The organism is Pseudomonas putida, assembly GCF_022627325.1.
Lineage (GTDB): Bacteria > Pseudomonadota > Gammaproteobacteria > Pseudomonadales > Pseudomonadaceae > Aquipseudomonas > Aquipseudomonas putida_X.
Genome location: NZ_JAETZZ010000006.1, coordinates 1 through 21,927 on the forward strand (window position 1 = coordinate 1; position 21,927 = coordinate 21,927).

The following is a 21,927-nucleotide window of genomic DNA, read 5'->3' on the forward strand; positions in this document are numbered from 1 at the left end:
TCGGACTGGTCTCGATACTGGATACGATCAACCGGCTTAGCCGCATAGCCTGAACCGCCGTGTACGGAACCGTACGCACGGTGGTGTGAGAGGACGGCGGGTGTGAACCCGCCTCCTACTCGATTGTGGGGAGGAAATATGCATTTGGGCTGCCAGGTGCTTGCCTTGGCTTTTCCAGCGCTCTTGAGATCGAGCGCCGCCCGCGCGGCGCTCGATTTGCGCGCCACCTCAGCGCGTAAGTCATGCACCTTGATGGACGAACGTATTTACAAATGGATGCATTGAGAAATTGACTGACGCAACTGGACGGCCATAGCCTCAGGTAGTACGGAAGCGTATCGACAGCCGTTGTCAGTTGTTGGATGTTCAAGCAGCCTGCGAGTTTTTGGGCATTACAGAACAAACATTGAGCCAGTAGGCACCGCTCCCCAATGACTACCTAGCCCTTCTTGCCCTCGACTGACTTGAAATGCTGGCCATAATCATTTTGCCGTTCGCACCCTTGTTTATAAGGATCCATGTCGCAGGCAAATTTCAGGTCCTGCTGATTGGGCAACAGAAAGAAATCTCCATTGGTGCAACCCGAGAGAAGCAGCATCAGCATCCATACCGACTTTTTCATTGCATATCCTTGAACAGGGCAAATCCCTTCGATTTTCTCCAGGCAATGATACGTGCGATCACACCCATGGCGCAGCCCTCGAGTTCGTTTGCCGGGTAATAGAGCAGATCCGAGCCGCTCGGGTGCTCGGTCATGTCGATAAAGTGTTCAAGCAATCGGTCCTGCCAGGCCGAGGTGCCAGAGGCCTGGAGCAGTTCCTCGATCACCGCCTTGAACTCGGCGCAGGTGTAATCGGCAAGGCTGTGCTTTTGACTGATCACCACTGCACCTCCGACGATAGCGCGTATTGCAGGACGCTCATGATTCGCAGGTTTTCAGCGTCGTACATTGCACCGCCCAAGGTGGGTGGGTCGAGGTGGCAGAGCTGATAGTTGCGCACGGCTTTGGCGGTTTCGCCGAACGGGGCGCGGGGTGGCCAGCCTTGTTTGATGCGGTTGAGTTGCGAGGTGACGAATTGATGAGAGTAGACCGGGTCCTCGGCGACGGCCATCCAGAAGGACTCGGAAAATTCGTCGAAGTTGGCGAAGCTTTGTTCTGCCAGCTTCTGTGCGATGTACTCTGGAAGGTGCATAGCCATGAAAGCGTTTCTCTCTTGAAGTGATGCATGGATCATGACTGTGTTTGTTTGGGTTGGAAATGTTCACCGTACTGCACTGAGTGTGAGGATTTTTCTAAAGGTTTGTAGGAAAATTCTTGCTCTAATTAGGGTGCCCCGCCGAAGCGGGGGTATATGGTTTAGTTATCCTTGAATCCGGGCTTTCCGTTAGCTGCACGCCAAGTTTTGATAATGTTCAGGACCGCTTCAGGCTCACCTTGCTCATCATTCTCGGGCCAGTAAATCAGGTCGGTTCCGCTAGGATGCTCGGTTATTGCAGAAAAGTGCTCCAGCAAAGGATCTAATACGTCATCCGGCTCCTCGGTATTGGCCCGGTATATTTCCTTTAGGAATTCAATGAATTCCAGCTCTGTATAGTCGTGGTAGTTGGTCTTAAGGCTCATGGTTTGTCTCCATAATGAATCCTATGATGAGCTGCTGGTGTCACAACCCTTAAGTTGTCAATGTCGTAGACCGCACCCCCTTCGCTGATGGGTACTACATGGTGTAGTTCAAAACTCTTCTTTTTCCCGTAAGCATCAGAGTAACGTGACCTAGGTGCGTTCCCTCTTTCCCGCATGCGGCTAAGGTTCTGTTTGGAAAATTGCTTTGAAAGCTCGGGATCATTTGCAACGATTTTCCAGAGTTTTTCTCGAAAAGCATCGTAGCTCGGAAATTCAATACCTCTAAGCTGATCGGCAATATGTGCCGGTATCGGCGCGCCTCCTTCACGGGCGGCCTCACCAAGCCAGATCCCTGTTACTTGTGCACCGACGCCTGTGACGGTACCTGGCTCATACCTTGGACTCTTGAAAACCACCAGAATAGGCGGCAATCCCGAGTCGATCGGGAAGGTGATGATCAGCCGTTCCTGATCGAGCAGATCCAGTGCCGGATAACCTTCCGTTTCATTACTTACAGGATTCAGGCTACTGCCAGTGTAAACAATCGTGCCCGGTGGAGCGGGTGGCAGGCTGGTGGAGCTACCTTCACCACCTCCGGGCGGGCTGGCGGGGGTCCAGGTCAGGATGCGCTGCGGGTTTTCAAGTACAAGGCTGTAAACCTGCCGTTCTGTATCAAACGTGGCCGCTCTTACGGCCACTGCTTTCCCACCGGGCACCACGTATAGGCCGATGTTATTCCCTTCTTCACTGCCAGCCAGTAAGTAAGGAACGTCTACGCTGGCTGACGAAAGTGCAAGGGCTGCCAGGTCAGGCCCGCCCGGCGGAGAAAGGCTGGAAAGAGGAGTGCTGATCAGGTAGCGCCTTTCAGCGTTACCGAGCGTCGAAGGCCATGCTGCCGAAAGAATGGCTACAGCCAAGGTGGCCGAAGGGGCAGCCAATCGACTTACTGCAGCGACGATCGTAGCGCGAAGGGCAACTGACGCGACCTCGACAGCGAAGCTCGCTGCCCCAATCGGAATGACGGTAGTCGCAGATGCAACAGAATGGGTGTCGTTGATATAGCTGATGCTTCTGCGTGCTACTTCCTGCCTGTGGCGTTCAGCCTCGGCAGCCAGTCGCTTCGCCTCGGCCGCTTGTCGTGCAGCTTCCTCTGCCGCCAGGCGTTCAGCTTCCGCCTTCTGACGTTCCACCTCTAGCTGACTGGCATGCTGGGCGCGTAATTGTTCAACTTCATTGGCGCGACGAACCAGATTCTGCGTACTGCTGGAGTACGCGCCGAGAAACCTGATCGACTCGCTCAGTGCCAGGGCTTGGTGATACTCCTTCCAGCGTGGACCGGCTCGTCTTAAACGTTGTTCGTCGACAAGATGCAAAAGTGCTTCAAGCTGAGGCTTTGACAGGGGGCCGTTGATCTGCGGGTTTTTTTGTTTAAATGTCGGGATCTGAGATTGCTTGGCTTGCACCATGCGTGTGGCGGTTGCCAAATAAGCATTGAGTGTTTGGGCTAGCGTCCATGAGCTGTCGATAGTGGTCTGCTGGCTCAATTCATGCTGCAGAACATTGGGTAAGCAATTGAAGTAAATCTGCCGTTCGGCAATGATTTGCGTTGTTCTACGCTCGGCAGCCTTGATGAGGTCAACCGGAGGGTGGCTCAGTTCCGCTCCATCCACTTGCGCTGCCACGGCACTGAGGTCGTCAGCCAACGCTTGGTGCTTGTGGGCTTCGATGTGTAATTTATAGGCACCCTCCCAGGATCGCTGTAATCGCGAAGAAAACGCCCTTGCGAACGCTTCATCCCTTTCAGTGAATACTCCAGGCTCCAGCAGCCTGCTCATCATCGAGTCGGCGCGCTTATAAAACGCTAGGGCGCCGTAATATGCGTTGGCATTTGGCACAATTTGCAGGTAGCCATCGCGGATTTGAGTGATGCGCGAGGTTAAAATTTTCTGTTGTGCTATCGCTTGGGAAAGTGGGTCAGGGAAGTTGGAAGCTTCAGTTGAAATTTGGAGCTTTAAGGCTCCCACTGTTTCTGGAAGTTTACTTAATTGCGGGGCATATTGCTCTTCGTAGTCTTTTTCAATAATTTGATATTCTTCGCTTAAGACCCTGCGCGCGGATATGATCCTTGAAATGTCTGACCGACTGGGGCTGGTTCCTCTTGGGGTTCCTTGGTTGAGCCCCCAGCCGCCGTAGCCTGGTCCCCCGCCGCCGGACAAAGGAGGGAGCGGTGCTCGGTCTGGGGCCTCCTCGTTCATCCAGAGCCCCTCATTCAGATTCAGCGCATTGCGGGAATCACGGAAGGGTTCACCAAATTTGATAGTGTCATCTTGAGCCATGTAGTCATCCTCCTGATCGCTACATGGCAAGCGTGCTACGGCTGGTTTTTCGTGTATGTCAGGCGCGGCTTGTCAATCGGTAGGAGACTTCCCACCGACTTGAAAGATCTGATTCAAATGTGTACTTCAGATACAGGAATTACCCGTTTTTCCTTAACGGCCTTGTAGGAAAAGCTCGAATAGATCTCTTTCACCCCCGGCAACCGCTGCAGCACTTCCCGGGTAAATTCCCCAAACGATTCCAGGTCCCGCGCCAGTATCTCCAGCAGAAAGTCATACCGCCCAGAGATGTTGTGGCAAGCCACAATCTCGGGAATCTCCATCAGCCTTTGCTCGAACGCCAGAGCCATCTCCTTGGTATGCGAATCCATCATGATGCTGACAAACGCCGTCACCCCAAACCCCAGCGACTTGGGCGACAAGATGGCCTGGTAACCGGTGATATAACCGTTGTCTTCCAGCAACTTGACCCGTCGCCAGCAAGGCGAGGTCGTCAGCGCGACCTGGTCGGCGAGTTCGGAGATGGTAAGGCGGGCATTGTCCTGCAAGGCCGCGAGCAGAGCGCGGTCGGTACGGTCGAGGCTTGAAGGCATGATTTGCCCTCCTGGTGTTGTATTTGTTGTTTTCTTTCCAAAACAGGCGCGAATGTGTGGGCAATTTTGGAAAATTTCAGGCAGCTCGGTGGCATAAGCTTATAACAAACCACCAGAGGCTGTTGCCATGCGCGACTCCCATAACAACACCGGTTTTTCCACCCGCGCCATCCACCATGGCTACGACCCGCTTTCCCACAACGGTGCCTTGGTGCCACCGGTTTACCAGACTTCAACCTATGCCTTCCCCAGCGTTGAATACGGCGCGGCGTGCTTTGCCGGGGAGGAGGGTGGGCATTTCTACAGCCGTATTTCCAACCCGACCCTGGCCTTGCTGGAGCAGCGCATGGCTTCACTGGAGGGGGGCGAGGCGGGCCTGGCGCTGGCGTCGGGCATGGGGGCCATCACCTCGACGCTATGGACCCTGTTGCGCCCCGGTGACGAGCTGCTTGTCGGGCGCACGGTGTATGGCTGCACCTTTGCCTATATGCACCATGGCATCGGCGAGTTCGGGGTAAAGGTCCGCCATGTCGACCTCAATGACGCCAAGGCGCTGAAGGCCGCGATCACCCCTAAAACCCGGGTGATCTATTTCGAAACGCCGGCCAACCCGAACATGCAACTGGTCGATATTGCGGCAGTGGCTGAAGCGGCGCGGGGGCATGACTTGCATATCGTGGTCGACAACACCTATTGCACGCCGTACCTGCAGCGGCCATTGGAGTTGGGCGCCGATCTGGTGGTGCATTCGGCGACCAAGTACCTCAGTGGCCACGGTGATATCACGGCCGGGCTGGTGATAGGGCGCAAGGCACTGGTGGATCGGATTCGCCTTGAAGGCCTCAAGGACATGACCGGTGCGGTGTTGTCGCCGCACGATGCCTCATTGCTGATGCGCGGCATCAAGACCCTGGCGCTGCGCATGGATCGTCACTGCGCCAATGCCCAGCAAGTAGCCGAATTTCTCGCGCGCCAGCCCCAGGTGGAGCTGATCCAGTATCCAGGGCTGCCATCGTTTGCCCAATACGAGCTGGCGCAGCGGCAGATGCGCTTGCCGGGCGGGATGATTGCTTTCGAACTCAAGGGCGGGATCGAGGCTGGGCGGCGCTTCATGAATGCGCTGCAACTCTTTGCCAGGGCGGTGAGCCTGGGCGATGCCGAGTCGCTGGCGCAGCATCCGGCGAGCATGACCCATTCCAGCTATACGCCCGAAGAGCGGGCGCATCATGGCATCTCAGAGGGGCTGGTGCGGTTGTCGGTGGGGTTGGAAGATGTGGAGGACTTGCTGGCAGATATCGAGCATGCGCTTAAGGCCAGCCACCAGGCTGGCTGAACTGGCCTTTCGCGGATAAAACCGTATACCTGCACTGCGCAGTCGCTATAACGTGCGTGGCCTCAGATTTCGTCTGGGTCATTGAGATAAGCGGCGTTTCTTTCAAGGATGTTCAGGCGTAACTCAAGAGGTTGCTGACCCTGCTTGCAGATGTAGGTAAACGGCACCCCATTGAAAGTACGCAGCATAAGAGGGGTTCGTCTTCCAGCAGGTGCCAGGCGCACGATTGCTTGGTCGGCGAGGTCTTCGAAGGGAATTGGCGTATCGTCGCAGTCGAGTAAGTCGAACAGCGTTGGGTAGGCACCCTTCAGTGGCGAGCGGAAAGCACCCACGCAGTCCTCGTCATGTATGTACAGCGCATGCCCGTGACGCACTTCTGAACGGACAAACAGCCGGTAGCCGTTATCTACCCGGCGGAAGTAAAGTTTCAAAGGCGGACAACTGACTGTGTTCGATACGTGGCCGAGGTAATGTGACTCGTCTCGTTTGACTGGTTGTTCAATTTTCTTTGGCTCATCTTTTCGGCGCGCTTCATTTTGTCCGGCTCGGCGAAGGGCTCTGCGAAATGTTCGACTGGCAAATCCGGCCGTCGCCAGGCCGCCCGCAGTCAGGCTGCCAGGGGGGCTCGTTGAAGTTTTTTCCAGTTCGGCGGGCCCACTGTGCAGTACGTCGAGGAAGTGCAACGTGCCATCCACGACTTCGACGGTGGCAATGAAAGAGCGTTGTCGATTAGTCAGCATAGGTCTACTCCGGTTGAGGGACTTATGCAGGATCCTGAAGTACTTGATTGGCCGGCAGTAGGAAATGCGGCCTGAGGCGGGGTGAAGAAGGCTGAACCTTTGCGGCAGGTTTGTCTGGAGGGGTGAAGCAGGAGGAGCGGCTAGCCACTCCTCCCTGGCAATCGATCAGCGCTTGAGCCCGTAGCTCTCGTCGAGCATGCCCGGCGAGTTCGGCGACTTCGGTGCATAGTCGCGTGGCACTTCAGCAGTGTCCTTCGGCGGGGTCAGGCGGTCACGTGGACCTTGGGTGCCTTCAGAGTGCAGGGCAGCCAGCAGGCGCTGACGGGTGACATCGTCAAGGGCCAGGTTGTTGGCGCCTTCGGCAAGGTGATCCTGCACGTCCTGGTAGCTCTGGGTCAGTTTCTTGACCAGCATGGCGGTGCTGTTGAAGTGGGTGACCACTTCGTTCTGGTAACTGTCGAAACGCTTCTGGATGTCATCCAGTTGGCGCTGGGTATTGCTGGGCGCCGCATTGGGCAACAGGCGGGCCACGATGAAACCGACCGCCACACCGATGACCAGGGCCAGGGTTGGCAACAACCAAACAAGGAGCGAGAGTTCCACGAGTCCTTCCTCTATAAACGGCTTTGCTTTACGTTAACGGCTCAGACCTGCGCTGTATACCGCGAGCGATCGCAAATCAGAACAGAATTCCTCACCTAGACGAATCGACCCTCTTCGAGGTCACGGAGTAGTGCCTTGCTTGTCCGCGAAACCCCCTTGTTCATCGATGGCCCGATCGGCCAGCTGGAAGCCTTGTACCTGGACGTGGCCGATGCCCGCGGCGCGGTGTTGATCTGCCACCCCAACCCGGTCCAGGGCGGCACCATGCTCAACAAGGTGGTCTCGACCCTGCAGCGCACCGCCCGCGACGCCGGCTACGTGACCCTGCGCTTCAACTATCGCGGCGTCGGCCAGAGTGCCGGCAGCCATGACATGGGCGCCGGTGAGGTGGCCGATGCCGAGGCGGCGGCGGCCTGGTTGCGTGCCAAGCACCCCGAGCTGCCGTTGGTATTGATGGGCTTCTCGTTCGGCGGCTTTGTCGCCACCAGCCTGGCCGGTCGCCTGGAAGCCCAGGGTGTGACGCTGCAGCAGCTGTTCATGATCGCCCCGGCGGTGATGCGCCTGACCGCAGAGTTCCCGCTGCCGCAGCGCTGCCCGATTGCCGTGGTGCAGCCTGACGCCGACGAAGTCGTCGATCCGCAACTGGTTTACGAATGGTCCGACGCACTGGGGCGCCCCCATGAGCTGCTGAAAGTGGCAGAATGCGGACACTTCTTCCATGGCAAGCTGACCGATCTGAAGGATCTGCTGCTGCCGCGCCTTTCGAACTGAGCCAAGCCTGAATAAGCGAACACCCATGACCACGCGCATCCTCACCGGTATCACCACCACCGGCACCCCGCACCTGGGCAACTACGCCGGCGCCATCCGCCCGGCGATCGTCGCCAGCCAGCAGCCGGGTGTCGACTCGTTCTATTTCCTAGCCGACTACCACGCCCTGATCAAGTGCGACGACCCGTTGCGCATCCAGCGCTCGCGCCTGGAAATCGCCGCCACCTGGCTGGCCGGTGGCCTGGACCCGGCCAAGGTGACTTTCTACCGTCAGTCCGATATCCCCGAGATCCCCGAGCTGACCTGGCTGCTGACCTGCGTCGCCGCCAAGGGCCTGCTCAACCGTGCCCACGCCTACAAAGCCTCGGTGGACAAGAATCTGGAAACCGGCGAAGACCCGGATGCTGGCGTGACCATGGGCCTGTACAGCTACCCGGTGCTGATGGCTGCAGACATTCTGATGTTCAACGCCAACAAGGTGCCGGTCGGCCGTGACCAGATCCAGCACGTGGAAATGGCCCGCGACATCGGCCAGCGCTTCAACCACCTGTTCGGCCAGGGCAACGACTTCTTCGCCCTGCCCGAAGCGGTGATCGAGGAGAGCGTGGCGACCCTGCCGGGCCTGGACGGTCGCAAGATGTCCAAGAGCTACGACAACACCATCCCGCTGTTCACCAGCGCCAAGGACATGAAAGACGCCATCTCGCGCATCGTCACCGATTCGCGCGCACCTGGCGAAGCCAAGGATCCGGACAATTCGCACCTGTTCACCCTGTTCCAGGCCTTCTCGACGCCGTCGCAGTGCGCCGAGTTCCGCGAAGAGCTGCTGCAGGGTCTGGGCTGGGGCGAAGCGAAGCAACGCCTGTTCCAGCTGCTCGACGGCCAGCTGGCCGAGAAGCGCGAGCACTACCACCAGCTGATCTCGCGCCCGGCAGACCTGGAGGACATCCTCCTCGCCGGTGCCGCCAAGGCCCGCAAGATCGCCACCCCGTTCCTCGAGCAACTGCGTGAGGCCGTAGGCCTGCGTTCGTTCCGCAGCAGCGTGCAGGCCAGCACCGAAGTGAAGAAGAAAGCCGCCAAGAGCGCGCGCTTCGTCAGCTTCCGTGACGAAGACGGTAGCTTCCGTTTCCGCCTGCTGGCAGCCGATGGCGAGCAACTGCTGCTGTCGCGCAGCTTCGCCGACGGCAAGAGCGCCGGTGCCGTGAGCAAGCAGCTGCAGCAGGGCGGTGAAGCCGACGTGCGTGTTGACGGCCTCGGCTTCAGCCTGTGGCTGAACGACGAGCAGGTTGCCGACGGGCCGCAGTTCGACACAGCTGAAGCCCGTGATTCGGCCATCGAAAGTCTGCGTGTAGCGCTTCAGCCGCAACAAGACTGAGGCATATTGCCTGTAGGAGCGGGCTTGCCCGCGATCACCGGCGAAGCCGGTGCCATACAGCGTAAAAGTGCCTTGAATGAGGCATATTGACGCAAGTCGCATTGCCATTAAGCGGGCCTGTCGCTACAGTGACGGCCCGTTTTTTGTTGCCTCGCTAACGAAATCATGACGCCCCTAGAACGATATCAAGCAGATCTGAAACGTCCCGACTTCTTCCATGACGCGGCGCAGGAAACTGCGGTACGTCACCTGCAGCGTCTGTACGACGATCTCGTGCACGCGCAGAACAACAAGCCGGGCATGTTCGGCAAGCTGTTCGGCAAGAAGGAGCAGACGCCAGTCAAAGGCCTGTACTTCTGGGGTGGAGTAGGGCGCGGCAAGACCTATCTGGTCGACACCTTCTACGAAGCGCTGCCGTTCAAGCAGAAGATGCGCACGCACTTCCACCGCTTCATGAAGCGCGTCCACGAGGAAATGAAGACCCTCAAGGGCGAGAAGAATCCGTTGACCCTCATCGCCAAGCGCTTCAGCGAAGAAGCCAAGGTGATCTGCTTCGACGAATTCTTCGTCTCCGACATCACCGATGCCATGATCCTCGGCACCCTGATGGAAGAGCTGTTCAAGAACGGCGTCTCGCTGGTGGCGACCTCCAACATCGTCCCTGACGGCCTGTACAAGGACGGCCTGCAGCGCGCACGCTTCTTGCCGGCCATCGCCATGATCAAGCAGTACACCGATGTGGTGAACGTCGACAGCGGCGTCGACTACCGCCTGCGCCACCTGGAGCAGGCCGAACTCTTCCACTTCCCGCTCAATGATGCGGCGCACCAGAGCATGCGCGCCAGCTTCAAGGCGCTGACGCCCGAGTGCACCCAGGCCGTCGAAAACGACGTGCTGATGATCGAAAATCGCCCGATCAATGCCCTGCGCACCTGCGACGACGTCGCCTGGTTCGACTTCCGCGCACTGTGCGACGGGCCGCGTAGCCAGAACGACTACATCGAATTGGGCAAGATCTTCCATGCCGTGTTGCTGAGCAACGTGGAGCAGATGGGGGTCACCACCGACGACATCGCCCGCCGCTTCATCAACATGGTGGACGAGTTCTACGACCGTAACGTCAAGCTGATCATCTCGGCCGAGGTGGAGCTGAAGGACCTGTACACCGGCGGGCGCCTGAGCTTCGAGTTCCAGCGGACCCTGAGCCGTTTGCTGGAAATGCAGTCGCACGAATTCCTGTCTCGCGCTCACAAGCCATAAGATCTTGGGGCCGCTTTGCGGCCCTTTCGCGACACAAGGCCGCTCCTACAGGAGATCGCATAACCCTTGTAGGAGCGGCCTTGTGTCGCGATGGGCTGCAAAGCAGCCCCATGGGCCTCAAGCCTCTTGCATGAACTGCTGCCGATATTGATTCGGCGACAACTCCGTGTGCTGGCGGAACAACCGCGCAAAGAAACTCGCATCGTCATAGCCGACCTCATAACTGATGGTCTTGATGCTCTTGCGCGTGCTCGACAGCAGCCCCTTGGCTGTCTCGATGCGTAACCGCTGCAGGTAGTGCAGCGGCTTGTCACCGGTCGCCCCCTGGAAGCGGCGCATGAAGTTGCGGATGCTCATGCCATGGTTGCGGGCCACGTCCTCGAAGCGGAACTTGTCGGCGAAGTGCTCCTCCAGCCAGTGCTGGATCTGCAGGATGATCAGGTCCTGGTGCAGCTTCTGGCCACCGAAGCCCATGCGCCCTGGCGTGTAGTTGCGCTGCACTTCGTAGAGAATGTCGCGGGCCACGGCGCGCGCCACATTGGCCCCGCAGAAGCGCTCGATCAGGTAGATGTAAAGGTCACAGGCTGAAGTAGTGCCGCCGGCGCAGTACAGGTTGTCGGCGTCGGTCAGGTGCTTGTCCTGATTCAGGCGGATCTTCGGGTAGCGCTCGGCAAAGCTGTTGAAGAAGCGCCAGTAGGTGGTCGCCTCCTTGCCATCGAGCAGGCCGGATTCGGCCAGCCAGAACACACCGCTGGCTTCGGCACACAACACGGCGCCACGGGCGTGCTGCTCGCGCAGCCATGGCAGCACCTGTGGGTAACGTTGCTGGAGGTTGTCGAAATCTTCCCAGAAGGCCGGGAGGATGATCACGTCGGCATCATCGAGGCCGCCATCGACCGGCAACTGCACATTGCTGAAGCTGTCCACCGGCTTGCCATCGGGGCTCACCAGGCGAATCTCGAACATGGGCTGCAAGCCCAGGCCCAGTTGCTTGCTGTAGCGCAGGCTGGCGAGATGGAAGAAATCCTTGGCTTGCATCAGGGTCGAAGCGAACACCTTGTCAATGGCCAGGATGCTGACGCGCCGCAACGACGCGGAGGGTTGGGTAAACATCATTGTCATTGTTCTTATAGGGTAGAGTGGTCAATCACCGGCTGGATCGTCTTATGTTTTTTGTCGAGCTGCAAGCTTCGAGCTGCAAGCGGCAAGAAAAAAGCAGCGAGTGCAACACTCACTCTGACTTGCAGCTTGCAGCTTCGCTCAAGGCGCGGGGTTGGGCTGCTCCTGATGAATCGCTTCGATCGCCGCCAGTAGCTCATCGCTCAGGTTCAGCTCCAGGCTGTTGAGGTTGCTCTGAAGTTGCACCAGGTCGGTGGCACCGATGATGTTGCTGGTCACGAAGGGCTGGCGGGTGACGAATGCCAGGGCCATCTGCGCCGGGTCCAGCCCGTGTGCCTGGGCCAGTTGCACATAACGGCTGCAGGCCGCCACTGTCTGTGGGTTGGAGTAACGGGCGAAGCGGCTGAACAGGGTCAGGCGACCATTTTCTGGTCGGGCGCCATTTTCGTATTTGCCCGACAGCATGCCGAAGGCCAGCGGCGAGTAGGCCAACAGGCCGCACTGCTCGCGGATGGCCACTTCCGCCAGGCCCACTTCGAAGCTGCGGTTGAGCAGGTTGTACGGGTTCTGTATCGACACCGCCCGGGGCCAGCCGCGGGTTTCGGCCAGGTTCAGGAACTTCATGGTGCCCCACGGCGTTTCGTTGGATAGGCCAATGTGGCGGATCTTGCCTGCCCGCACCTGCTCGTCGAGCACCTCGAGGGTTTCTTCCAGCGGGGTGAACAGGTCATGCGCTAGGTGCTGGTAACCCAGCTTGCCGAAGAAATTGGTGCTGCGCTCCGGCCAGTGCAGCTGATACAGGTCGATACGGTCGGTTTGCAGCCGCTCAAGGCTTGCATCCAGCGCCGCGACGATATGCTGGCGGTTGTGCTTGAGCTGGCCGTCGCGGATATGGCTGATACCGTTGCCGGGGCCTGCGACCTTGCTGGCGAGAACCCAGTCATCGCGGTCGCCGTGCTGGCGGAACCAGTTGCCGATGATGCGCTCGGTGGCGGCATAGGTCTCCGGGCGCGGCGGCACGGGGTACATTTCTGCGGTGTCGATGAAGTTGACCCCGCTGGTTTTGGCCAGCTTGATCTGGGCGAAGGCCTCGGCCTCATCGTTCTGCTCGCCCCAGGTCATGGTGCCCAGGCACAGGGCGCTGACATCGAGATCGGTACGGCCAAGCTTGCGGTATTCCATCGGGAAAACACTCCTAGGCAAAGACACCCATAAAAGCAGGTTGAAATTTTTCGCGCAATCTGGATAATTCGGCACCTCTCCGTGTGGCGGAAGTGATGCACCACCACGCAGGAAGAACCCCGTCGAACATTGGCGTGCCCGACCCGAGCCCCCAAAAGCGTCTGTGTTCGGCTGCGCGTTTGCCCTTGGCAAGCTGTGCACTATCCAGTAAGATTCGCCGTCTATTTTTCGCTGGGCGGCCTCTGAGGCTTTAGAGAATGAAAACTTTTACTGCTAAACCGGAAACAGTAAAGCGCGAGTGGTTCGTAGTCGACGCCGCTGGCCAGACCCTGGGTCGTCTGGCTACCGAAATCGCTAGCCGTCTGCGTGGCAAGCACAAACCAGAATACACCCCTCACGTTGACACCGGCGACTACATCGTCGTTATCAACGCCGAGCAAATCCGTGTAACTGGCGCCAAGTCTTCCGACAAGATGTACTACTCCCACTCCGGCTTCCCGGGCGGTATCAAGGAAATCAACTTCGAGAAGTTGATCGCCAAGGCCCCTGAGCGTGTTATCGAAACCGCGGTCAAAGGCATGCTGCCGAAGAACCCGCTGGGTCGCGACATGTACCGTAAGCTGAAAGTGTACGCGGGTGCTGCTCACCCACACACTGCTCAGCAGCCTCAAGAACTGAAGATCTAACGGGATAGTTCATTATGTCGGCGACTCAAAATTACGGCACTGGCCGTCGCAAGACCGCAACCGCTCGCGTTTTCCTGCGTCCGGGTACTGGTAACATCTCCATCAACAACCGTCCTCTGGACACCTTCTTCGGCCGCGAAACCGCTCGCATGGTTGTTCGCCAGCCGCTGGAGCTGACCGAGAGCACCGAGAAGTTCGACATCTACGTCACCGTTGCCGGTGGTGGTGTCAGCGGTCAAGCCGGTGCGATCCGTCACGGTATCACCCGCGCTCTGATGGAATATGACGAAACCCTGCGTGGCGCTCTGCGTCGTGCTGGCTACGTCACCCGCGACGCTCGTGAAGTCGAGCGTAAGAAAGTGGGTCTGCGTAAAGCGCGTAAGCGTCCTCAGTACTCCAAGCGTTAATACCGCTTCGGCAGTCGAAAAAAGCCCGGTTCCTTGGAACCGGGCTTTTTTTATGTCTTGAACTAACCTGTCAGCATGCCCGTGGTGTCCTGCCGCATAGACGCAGATCAAGCAAAGCGAGGGTTGTAGCCCATACCGGGGTTAATCACCTTGTCACTGTGTGGATTTGTTTCTTACCATGGCGGCCAATTTTGGGTGCCACAGACATTACCTAAGTACAGGCCTGATTCAACAGGCCAAGCAAGCTGATGGGAGAGGACTGAATGAGCAATGACGGCGTCAACGCAGGCCGGCGCCGCTTCCTCGTAGCCGCGACATCCGTGGTCGGGGCAGCGGGGGCAGTGGGGGCTGCGGTACCGTTCGTAGGGTCATGGTTTCCCAGTGCCAAGGCGAAGGCGGCTGGTGCACCGGTGAAGGTCAACATCGCCAAGGTTGAACCTGGGCAGCAGATGGTGGCGGAGTGGCGCGGTCAGCCAGTGTTCATCGTGCGGCGAACGGACGAGATCCTGGGGAACCTCAAAAAGGTCACAGCCGAGCTCGCCGACCCTGAATCGAAGGCCTCCGTGCAGCCGGAGTACGTCGACCCCCAGGTGCGCTCGATCAAGCCGGAAATCCTCATTCTCGTAGGCCTGTGCACCCACCTTGGCTGCTCGCCGACCTTCCGCCCGGAAGTCGCGCCCGCCGACCTTGGGCCGAAATGGGTGGGGGGCTACTTCTGCCCCTGCCACGGCTCCCACTACGACTTGGCCGGGCGTGTCTACAAATCGCAGCCAGCACCTCTCAACCTGCCAGTGCCACCGCACTCTTACGAGTCGGATGACATCGTCGTCATCGGCGTCGACCAGGAGAAAGCATGATGAGCAAGTTCATGGACTGGATTGATGCTCGCTTCCCCGCCACCAAGATGTGGGAAGATCACCTGAGCAAGTATTACGCGCCCAAGAACTTCAATTTCCTGTATTTCTTCGGCTCGCTGGCCCTGTTGGTGCTGGTCAACCAGATCGTCACCGGTGTATGGCTGACCATGAGTTTCACGCCCTCGGCGGAAGAGGCCTTCGCGTCCGTCGAGTACATCATGCGGGACGTGGAATACGGCTGGATCTTGCGCTATTTGCACTCCACCGGCGCCTCGGCGTTCTTCGTGGTGGTCTACCTGCACATGTTTCGCGGCCTGCTCTATGGCTCCTACCAAAAGCCACGGGAGCTGGTCTGGCTGTTCGGTATGCTGATCTACCTGGCGCTGATGGCCGAGGCCTTCATGGGCTATCTGCTGCCCTGGGGGCAGATGTCGTACTGGGGAGCCCAGGTGATCATCTCGCTGTTCGGTGCAATCCCGGTGATCGGCGACGACCTCACCCAGTGGATCCGCGGTGACTACCTGATTTCTGGCATCACCCTCAACCGCTTCTTTGCGCTGCACGTAGTAGCCCTGCCGATCGTCATTCTCGGGCTGGTCGTGTTGCACATCCTCGCCTTGCACGAGGTGGGCTCGAACAACCCGGACGGGGTCGATATCAAGAAGAAAAAGGACGAAAACGGTATCCCGCTGGATGGTATTCCGTTCCACCCGTACTACACCGTCAAAGACATCGTCGGCGTGGTGGTGTTCCTGTTCGTCTTCTGTGCGGTAGTGTTCTTCTTCCCGGAAATGGGCGGCTACTTCCTGGAAAAACCCAACTTCGAACAGGCCAATGCGTTCAAGACGCCCGAGCATATCGCGCCGGTCTGGTACTTCACGCCGTTCTACGCGATTTTGCGTGCGGTGCCCGATAAGCTCATGGGCGTAATCGCCATGGGGGCGGCGATCGCCGTGCTGTTCGTGTTGCCTTGGCTCGACCGAAGCCCGGTACGCTCAATGCGCTACAAGGGCTGGATCAGCAAGGTCTTCCTGCTGGTGTTCTGCATTTCCTTCGTCATCCTCGGCATTTTGGGGGTGCTGGCACCTACCCCAGGCCGCACGCTGCTGTCGCAGGTGTGCACCGTGCTGTACTTCGCCTACTTCCTGTTGATGCCGTTCTACACAAGGCTTGAGAAGACCAAACCGGTTCCGGAAAGGGTGACTGGCTGATGAAAAAGTTGATTGCAGTATTTTTGCTGGCAGTGATGCCTGCCTTTACCTTTGCTGCCGGATCGGGGCTGGAGCTGGACAAAGTCGATATCGACCTGACGGACAAGGCTGCGATGCAGGATGGTGCGCGCACTTTCGCCAACTATTGCATGGGTTGCCACAGCGCCAAGTTCCAGCGTTACGAGCGCGTAGCCGATGACTTGGGAATACCCCATGAGCTGATGCTCGAGAAACTGGTGTTCACCGGGGCCAAGATCGGCGACCACATGAACATCGGCATGAAGCCCGATGATGCCAAGACCTGGTTCGGTGCTGCGCCGCCTGACCTGACCCTGGTTGCCCGGGTGCGGGGTACCGATTGGCTGTACACCTACCTGCGCAGCTTCTATGAGGACAAATCGCGGCCTTATGGGGTCAACAACAAGGTATTCCCGAATGTCGGCATGCCCAATGTGCTGGTCGGGCTGCAGGGTAACCAGGTGATCGGGTGCAAGCAGGTGCAGAGGGTGGTCGATGGCAAGAAGCAATTCGACCCCTTGACCGGCAGCCCTTTGACCCATGAAGCGTGTGACCAGCTGACCATCACGCCGAATTCCGGTACCCTGACGCCTGAGCAGTTCGACGAGAAGGTCAAGAACCTGGTGACCTTCCTGGCCTATTCGGCCAACCCGGTCAAACTGGAAAGCCAGCGCATCGGCACCTATGTGTTGCTGTACCTGGCCTTCTTCTTCGTGTTCGCCTACTTGCTCAAGCGCGAATACTGGAAGGACGTGCACTGATCACGCAGTAGTTTCTGGTAGTTGAACGCGCCCTGGGCGCCCCCTCGTCTAAGCGAGGGGGCCTCCAGGGCGCGTTTGCATTTGCAGTTTCACAAGCATCCCCATGCGAGGAGGCGCTACATGGGCGCGACCATCAGGTTAGCCTGCTATTCCGACCCCGCTGATCATTATTCTCATCGGGTACGCCTGGTTCTCGCCGAGAAAGGTGTCAGCGTGCAGATCATCGACGTCGATCCCGGTCGTCTGCCACCCAAGCTGGGTGAAGTGAACCCTTACGGCAGCGTGCCGACCCTGGTCGATCGCGACCTGGCGTTGTATGAATCGACCGTGGTGATGGAGTACCTCGAGGAGCGTTATCCGCATCCGCCCCTGATGCCGGTGTATCCGGTGGCGCGTGGTAACAGCCGCTTGTTGATGCATCGCATTCAGCGTGATTGGTGCGTGCTGGCCGATACCGTGCTCGACTCGCGCAGCAGTGATGCCGCCCGTGCCGAGGCGCGCAAGGCGCTGCGTGAGAGCCTGACGGGCGTCTCGCCCTTGTTCAACGAGTTCGCTTGCTTCATGAGCGATGAGCAAAGCCTGGTCGATTGTTGTCTATTGCCCATACTCTGGCGTTTGCCGGTACTGGGTATCGAATTGCCGCGGCAAGCAAAGCCGCTGCTGGATTACATGGAGCGACAGTTCGCCCGCGAGCCTTTCCTGGCGAGCCTGTCTTCCGTTGAACGTGAAATGCGCAAGCTTTAAGGAGCCGTTGATGAACTCCAGTCGCCCCTATCTGGTTCGAGCACTGTACGAGTGGATCGTCGACAACGATTGCACGCCCCATATGCTGGTCAATGCCGAATACCCGGCAGTCCAGGTGCCGCAAGGTTTCGCCAGTGACGGCCAGATCGTCCTGAACATCTCCCCAAGTGCCGTGCGCAGCCTGCACATGGACAACGATGCGGTGAGCTTCGAAGGGCGCTTCGGTGGTGTTGCCCACTCGTTGTTCGTGCCGGTCGGCGCAATTCTGGGCATCTATGCCCGCGAGAACGGCCAAGGCATGGTCTTCGAGCTGGAGCCTCCGTTGATGGACGGTGAAGAGCCGGAAGATGAGGGTGTCGAGCCGGACGACGACGGCCCGCCGGAAGGGGGTGGCCAGCCGCCGCGTCCGTCTGGTCGGCCGAGCCTGAAGGTGGTCAAGTAACGAAAAAAGGCGATCCGTCAGGGTCGCCTTTTTCTTTGCTGCGCGGTGACGGTTACAGGTCGCTGATGGTGCGGATCTGGTCACGGTTAACGCGGGTCTGTTTACCGTCGAGCTGCTGGAATTCGTAGAAGCCGGACTCCTGATCGAACGTCGGCTCGTCAACGGTCTGGAACTCGCGACCGTCGTTCAGGGTAATCAGGCTAGGGGTGGAGCAGCCGGCCAGGGTGGCGAAGGCGCCGATCAGTAGGGCGGGCAGCAGAAGCTTTTTCATACGGTGTTTCCTGAAGTTGCGAAGGTAGAGCGATCAGGTTGCCTGTACCAGCGCCCAAGGGCCGGTGCAGGCAAGGGTGTCAGTCGATGTACTCGAACAGCTTGACGATCTTTTGCACGCCCGACACGCCCTGTACCACGGCGGTGGCGGAGTTGGCTTCCTGCTGAGTAACCAGGCCGAGCAGGTAGACGATTCCGTTCTCGGTAATCACTTTGATGCGCGAGCTGGGCACGGCATTGTCGGTGAGCATCTGGGTCTTGATCTTGGTGGTCAGCCAGGCGTCGTTATTGCGTGCAAGGATCGAGGAGGGTTGCATTACCTGCAGCTCGTTATGCACCCGCTTGACCCGCTGCACCTGGCTGGCGGTCTGCTCGGCCAGGCTCTTGAGGTCGGCGCGCGGGGTTTGGCCGGCGAGCAGGACAATGCCGTTGTAGCTGCTGACGACGATGTGTGAGCCTTCGTCCAGATCAGGGCTGGCTTTCGCGATGTTTACCGAGGCCTTGGTTTCGATCAGCGAGTCATCGATCTTGCTGCCGATGGTGCGAGTGCCGCGATCATCCTCGATAGGCGAATTGCGGGTCGAGGTCAGTACCGAGCTGCAGCCGGTGACGCTCAGGCACAGGGTCAGGGCCATCAGGCCGAGGCGCTTGGGGATCATTCTTCACTCCCGAACAGTTGGCTGTCGATCAGATCACACAGGCAGTGGATCGCCAGCAGGTGGACTTCCTGGATGCGTGCAGTGACCGTCGAGGGTACGCGGATCTCTACGTCCTCGGGCAACAGCAGCGAAGCCATGCCGCCACCGTCACGCCCGGTCAATGCTACGACAATCATTTCGCGATCATGTGCCGCCTGGATCGCTTGAATCACGTTTGCCGAGTTGCCGCTGGTCGAAATCGCCAGCAGCACGTCGCCGGGCTGGCCGAGGGCGCGAATCTGCTTGGAGAAGATTTCGTTGTAGCTGTAGTCGTTGGCAATCGAGGTCAGCGTCGAGCTGTCGGTGGTCAGGGCGATCGCCGGCAGGCTCGGACGCTCACGCTCAAAGCGGTTGAGGAGTTCCGACGAAAAATGCTGGGCGTCGCCGGCCGAGCCGCCGTTGCCGCAGGCGAGCATCTTGCCCTCGTTGAGCAGCGCATTGACCATGACCAGGCTGGCCTGCTCGATGTGCGGTGCCAGGATGTCCATTGCCTGTTGCTTGGTATCGATGCTGGCCTGGAACAGCCGGCGAATTCGGGATTGCATGTCCATCTGGTGACCTTAAGTGGGGCGGTGGCCTTTGCTACACGCAACAGGGACCAGCCCGCGAAACATAGAGCAATAAAAGGGGAGTGGGTTCAGCATTCGAAGGCGTTTTTCAGCCATTGAAGCGGCCTGCCTGCGTGGTGGCTACCCTGCAAGGCGACAACATCGAAGCGGCACGGGTGGTTGGCCCAGCAAGACTCCTTCAGCAGAAAAAGGCTGGCGGCATGCACCAGTCGCTTCTGCTTGCGCCCGTCGATACTGCCGAGGGCGCCACCGAAGCCCGCGTGCAACCGATAGCGGACTTCGACGAATACTACTGTATCGGTGTCGAGCATGACCAGATCAAGCTCGCCACCTTTGCATCGCCAATTACGCGTCAGCAGTTGCAGGCCTTGCCCTTGAAGAAATTCAAGGGCTTGGTTTTCTGCGGCATGGCCGGCGCTGGTTGGCGATGCGTGGGGCATCAGCGGAGGGTATCGGGCAGGCGCTTGACCTGGCCGCCAGAGAATTCAGCCCACGGCAGCTGGCGCTCGATGCGCTGGCTGGCGTTCATGCTCAGGCTGCCCGACAGGCCCTGCACACGGTTGTCCGGCAGCGCTTTGAGCTGGCCCAGGCGGGGCGCCAGGCTATAGGCGTCTACACCCATGGCATACAGCCGGCCCAGGCTGCCAGCGGCTTGTGGCCACTGCTGGACCACCTGCTGACGCAGGCTGTTGGTGGTGTCGAGCAGCCACGGGGTTTCGCAGAAACGGATGCCGTTCATGTCCTTGTACTGGTTGACGTCACCGCTGGCGCTGTACAGGTTCGAGGTGGCGTAGACCGGAACGTCGCCAGCGTACTGGAAGTTCAGGGTTGGCTTGATCTGCTGCGCCTGTTGCGGGGTCGAGGCGAGGAAGATGAAGTCGATGTCCTGGCGGCGCGAGGGTTGCGCAGCAATGGTGCCGCCCACGGTGCTCTGCAGGCTCTGTGCGCGGCCTTCGCTCTGGCGCAGTTGGAACAGATTGGCGATCTGTTGGGCCAGGGCAACTGGCTGGGCGATGCGTTCGGCGGCGAGGATGGTGCCGCCATTGCCTTCCCAATCCTGGCGGAACGCGGCAAGCACGCGGTCGCCCCATTCACCGCTCGGCACCAGGGCCACCGCGCGAACCATGCCATCGGCGCGGGCGCGGCGCGACACTTCGCGGGCTTCGTCCTCAGCAGCCAGGCCGAACTGGAAAAGTTGTGGCGGGGCGGTCTGGCCGGCGTCAGCGTAATTCAGGGCGAGGGTGGTGATGGGCAGCTGGGCATTGGCGGCCAGTTTCTTGACCAGTGCTTTTTCCAGCGGGCCGACTACCAGTTGCACGCCATCGGCCTGGGCCTGGCGATAGAAGTCATCCAGCGAGCCGATGCGTGAGCTGTCATACACCTGTACGGCCGGCGCTTGCTGGCCCGCCTGCTGGGCCTGGAAGTGCGCGGCCATGAAGCCGTCACGCAGGGCGCGGGCGACACCGGCAAGCGGGCCTTCCTGTGGTAGCAGCAGGCCGATCTTGGTCAGCGGCTGGCTTGCCAGCTCCTTGAGCTTGACCAAGGCCGATGGCAGCTGCAGTGCCGCGGGATGGTCTGGGTGTTGCTGGCGCCAGGTCTCGATCGCGGCCTGCTGCTGCTCCAGCGTGCCTGCGCTTTTCACGGCCAGGGCCAGGCGGGTCCAGCCGACCAGGGTCTGGTCGCCAGCGGGCTGCTGCAGTTGCTCTGCCGGCAGCGAGGCGACCAAGGCCCAGATCGCGTCATTGTTGGCGGCGGCAGCCTGGCCGCTGAGCAGTGGGGCCAGCATCACGCGCTGTTGCGCAGCGGCCAGGGCTTGACCGTCGGCTTCCAGGGCGGCGGCGTGGACGCTATACGTGCGCACCTGCTGCTCTGCCGGCAATTGGCCGAGGTGCTGCAGGCTAGGGTGCGACAAGGCGCTGAGGGCGGCTTTGGGCTGGTTGCGGCTCATGGCCAGTTCGGCGCCCAGTGTGGCGGCGAAGATCTGCTGGGCAGGCTTGAGCGTATCCATGGGGACCTGCTCGAGAATGCGTGCCGCGCGCGGGTAGTCCTTCTGCTTGTATGCCAGGTCGGCAGCGCTCAGGCGCAGCAGGGCGGCATCTTCGGCAGACGTGCTGGCCGCCGCTTTTTCGAGCAGTTGCTCGATGCTGGCGTCCGGCGTGCGTGGCAGCTCTCCGAGGCTGGATGAGGGCGAGCTGGCGCAGGCTGCCAGCAAGGCAGCGAGGCAGAGGGCTGTGAGCAGCCGCAGGCAAGCGATCATGTAAAGGTCCTGTTACTCGATCAAGTTGGCCGGCAATTGTACCCAAGCGTTGGCCGGGGCGCGATGTTGCTGAA

Annotated in this window: 26 protein-coding genes; 11 read left to right on the forward strand and 15 right to left on the reverse strand. The window is 59.4% G+C overall.

Annotated features, from left to right (window positions below; genetic code table 11):
• Positions 1 to 439: 439 nt before the first annotated feature.
• The 6 genes from JNA92_RS10990 to JNA92_RS11015 all read right to left on the reverse strand — a co-directional run bounded on the left by JNA92_RS10990 (position 440) and on the right by JNA92_RS11015 (position 4,550).
• Positions 440 to 622 (reverse strand): hypothetical protein, encoded by a 183-nt coding sequence (locus tag JNA92_RS10990; protein ID WP_241804694.1) that lies wholly within the window; start codon positions 620 to 622, stop codon positions 440 to 442.
• A complete protein-coding gene (locus JNA92_RS10995) occupies positions 619 to 882 on the reverse strand; it encodes a bacteriocin immunity protein (protein WP_241804695.1) in 264 nt (87 codons plus the stop codon). Before JNA92_RS10995 ends, JNA92_RS10990 begins: the two co-directional genes overlap by 4 nt.
• Entirely contained in the window at positions 879 to 1,235 is a 357-nt protein-coding gene (locus JNA92_RS11000) for an S-type pyocin (protein WP_347269618.1), read from the reverse strand. Before JNA92_RS11000 ends, JNA92_RS10995 begins: the two co-directional genes overlap by 4 nt.
• Positions 1,236 to 1,357: 122 nt before the next feature.
• Entirely contained in the window at positions 1,358 to 1,621 is a 264-nt protein-coding gene (locus JNA92_RS11005; RefSeq protein ID WP_241804697.1) for a bacteriocin immunity protein, read from the reverse strand.
• Positions 1,618 to 3,957 (reverse strand): S-type pyocin domain-containing protein, encoded by a 2,340-nt coding sequence (locus JNA92_RS11010; RefSeq protein WP_241804698.1) that lies wholly within the window; start codon positions 3,955 to 3,957, stop codon positions 1,618 to 1,620. Before JNA92_RS11010 ends, JNA92_RS11005 begins: the two co-directional genes overlap by 4 nt.
• 113 nt (positions 3,958 to 4,070) lie before the next feature.
• Positions 4,071 to 4,550 (reverse strand): Lrp/AsnC family transcriptional regulator, encoded by a 480-nt coding sequence (locus tag JNA92_RS11015; protein ID WP_241804699.1) that lies wholly within the window; start codon positions 4,548 to 4,550, stop codon positions 4,071 to 4,073.
• Between the two features lie 127 nt (positions 4,551 to 4,677).
• On the opposite strand from JNA92_RS11015, the gene JNA92_RS11020 reads away from it, so the two are divergent.
• On the forward strand, positions 4,678 to 5,883 hold the full coding sequence (locus tag JNA92_RS11020; protein WP_241804700.1) for a methionine gamma-lyase: 1,206 nt from the start codon (positions 4,678 to 4,680) through the stop codon (positions 5,881 to 5,883).
• 62 nt (positions 5,884 to 5,945) lie between these two features.
• Here JNA92_RS11020 and JNA92_RS11025 read toward each other — a convergent pair whose 3' ends face one another.
• Positions 5,946 to 6,623: a hypothetical protein gene (locus tag JNA92_RS11025; RefSeq protein ID WP_241804701.1), complete on the reverse strand. Its 678-nt coding sequence runs from the start codon at positions 6,621 to 6,623 to the stop codon at positions 5,946 to 5,948.
• Between the two features lie 165 nt (positions 6,624 to 6,788).
• Positions 6,789 to 7,226 (reverse strand): YhcB family protein, encoded by a 438-nt coding sequence (locus JNA92_RS11030; protein ID WP_241804702.1) that lies wholly within the window; start codon positions 7,224 to 7,226, stop codon positions 6,789 to 6,791.
• 135 nt (positions 7,227 to 7,361) lie between these two features.
• On the opposite strand from JNA92_RS11030, the gene JNA92_RS11035 reads away from it, so the two are divergent.
• The 3 genes from JNA92_RS11035 to zapE all read left to right on the forward strand — a co-directional run bounded on the left by JNA92_RS11035 (position 7,362) and on the right by zapE (position 10,632).
• Positions 7,362 to 7,997, forward strand: coding sequence for an alpha/beta hydrolase (locus JNA92_RS11035; protein ID WP_241804703.1), 636 nt, complete (start codon positions 7,362 to 7,364; stop codon positions 7,995 to 7,997).
• A gap of 25 nt (positions 7,998 to 8,022) precedes the next feature.
• Entirely contained in the window at positions 8,023 to 9,372 is a 1,350-nt protein-coding gene (locus tag JNA92_RS11040) for a tryptophan--tRNA ligase (RefSeq protein WP_241804704.1), read from the forward strand.
• Positions 9,373 to 9,537: 165 nt separating this feature from the next.
• Positions 9,538 to 10,632: a cell division protein ZapE gene (gene zapE / locus JNA92_RS11045; protein ID WP_110635764.1), complete on the forward strand. Its 1,095-nt coding sequence runs from the start codon at positions 9,538 to 9,540 to the stop codon at positions 10,630 to 10,632.
• A gap of 117 nt (positions 10,633 to 10,749) precedes the next feature.
• Here zapE and JNA92_RS11050 read toward each other — a convergent pair whose 3' ends face one another.
• Together JNA92_RS11050 and JNA92_RS11055 are read right to left on the reverse strand one after the other, a co-directional pair.
• Complete coding sequence (locus JNA92_RS11050; protein WP_241804922.1) at positions 10,750 to 11,670, reverse strand: GlxA family transcriptional regulator; 921 nt, start codon at positions 11,668 to 11,670, stop codon at positions 10,750 to 10,752.
• A 222-nt stretch (positions 11,671 to 11,892) separates the two neighbouring features.
• Positions 11,893 to 12,933 carry an NADP(H)-dependent aldo-keto reductase gene (locus JNA92_RS11055; RefSeq protein WP_241804705.1) on the reverse strand — a complete coding sequence of 347 codons (1,041 nt, stop codon included), beginning with the start codon at positions 12,931 to 12,933 and terminating at the stop codon, positions 11,893 to 11,895.
• A gap of 257 nt (positions 12,934 to 13,190) precedes the next feature.
• Between JNA92_RS11055 and rplM the strand changes: the two genes are divergently transcribed.
• From rplM to JNA92_RS11090, 7 genes are all read left to right on the forward strand, one after another.
• Entirely contained in the window at positions 13,191 to 13,619 is a 429-nt protein-coding gene (gene rplM, locus JNA92_RS11060; RefSeq protein WP_008097538.1) for a 50S ribosomal protein L13, read from the forward strand.
• 14 nt (positions 13,620 to 13,633) lie between these two features.
• Positions 13,634 to 14,026 carry a 30S ribosomal protein S9 gene (gene rpsI, locus JNA92_RS11065; protein ID WP_012312849.1) on the forward strand — a complete coding sequence of 131 codons (393 nt, stop codon included), beginning with the start codon at positions 13,634 to 13,636 and terminating at the stop codon, positions 14,024 to 14,026.
• 263 nt (positions 14,027 to 14,289) lie between these two features.
• Positions 14,290 to 14,883, forward strand: coding sequence for a ubiquinol-cytochrome c reductase iron-sulfur subunit (gene petA, locus JNA92_RS11070; protein WP_039604011.1), 594 nt, complete (start codon positions 14,290 to 14,292; stop codon positions 14,881 to 14,883).
• Positions 14,883 to 16,094, forward strand: a complete 1,212-nt coding sequence (locus JNA92_RS11075; protein WP_241804923.1) for a cytochrome b — start codon at positions 14,883 to 14,885, stop codon at positions 16,092 to 16,094. Before petA ends, JNA92_RS11075 begins: the two co-directional genes overlap by 1 nt.
• The gene (locus tag JNA92_RS11080) at positions 16,094 to 16,873 is read left to right on the forward strand and encodes a cytochrome c1 (RefSeq protein WP_241804706.1); all 780 of its coding nucleotides are present in this window, start codon (positions 16,094 to 16,096) and stop codon (positions 16,871 to 16,873) included. The genes JNA92_RS11075 and JNA92_RS11080 overlap by 1 nt, the downstream gene beginning before the upstream one ends.
• A gap of 120 nt (positions 16,874 to 16,993) precedes the next feature.
• The gene (locus JNA92_RS11085; protein ID WP_241804707.1) at positions 16,994 to 17,617 is read left to right on the forward strand and encodes a glutathione S-transferase N-terminal domain-containing protein; all 624 of its coding nucleotides are present in this window, start codon (positions 16,994 to 16,996) and stop codon (positions 17,615 to 17,617) included.
• Between the two features lie 10 nt (positions 17,618 to 17,627).
• Entirely contained in the window at positions 17,628 to 18,059 is a 432-nt protein-coding gene (locus tag JNA92_RS11090; protein ID WP_241804708.1) for a ClpXP protease specificity-enhancing factor, read from the forward strand.
• Positions 18,060 to 18,111: 52 nt separating this feature from the next.
• Here the strand turns inward: JNA92_RS11090 and JNA92_RS11095 are convergent, their stop codons facing one another.
• The 5 genes from JNA92_RS11095 to JNA92_RS11115 all read right to left on the reverse strand — a co-directional run bounded on the left by JNA92_RS11095 (position 18,112) and on the right by JNA92_RS11115 (position 21,853).
• A complete protein-coding gene (locus tag JNA92_RS11095) occupies positions 18,112 to 18,330 on the reverse strand; it encodes a YgdI/YgdR family lipoprotein (RefSeq protein ID WP_241804709.1) in 219 nt (72 codons plus the stop codon).
• Between the two features lie 79 nt (positions 18,331 to 18,409).
• Positions 18,410 to 18,988 (reverse strand): BON domain-containing protein, encoded by a 579-nt coding sequence (locus tag JNA92_RS11100; RefSeq protein WP_241804710.1) that lies wholly within the window; start codon positions 18,986 to 18,988, stop codon positions 18,410 to 18,412.
• Positions 18,985 to 19,578, reverse strand: coding sequence for a phosphoheptose isomerase (locus JNA92_RS11105; protein ID WP_008097558.1), 594 nt, complete (start codon positions 19,576 to 19,578; stop codon positions 18,985 to 18,987). The genes JNA92_RS11100 and JNA92_RS11105 overlap by 4 nt, the downstream gene beginning before the upstream one ends.
• An 86-nt stretch (positions 19,579 to 19,664) precedes the next feature.
• Positions 19,665 to 20,036 (reverse strand): YraN family protein, encoded by a 372-nt coding sequence (locus tag JNA92_RS11110; protein WP_241804711.1) that lies wholly within the window; start codon positions 20,034 to 20,036, stop codon positions 19,665 to 19,667.
• On the reverse strand, positions 20,036 to 21,853 hold the full coding sequence (locus JNA92_RS11115; RefSeq protein ID WP_241804712.1) for a penicillin-binding protein activator: 1,818 nt from the start codon (positions 21,851 to 21,853) through the stop codon (positions 20,036 to 20,038). The genes JNA92_RS11110 and JNA92_RS11115 overlap by 1 nt, the downstream gene beginning before the upstream one ends.
• Positions 21,854 to 21,927 lie beyond the last annotated feature (74 nt).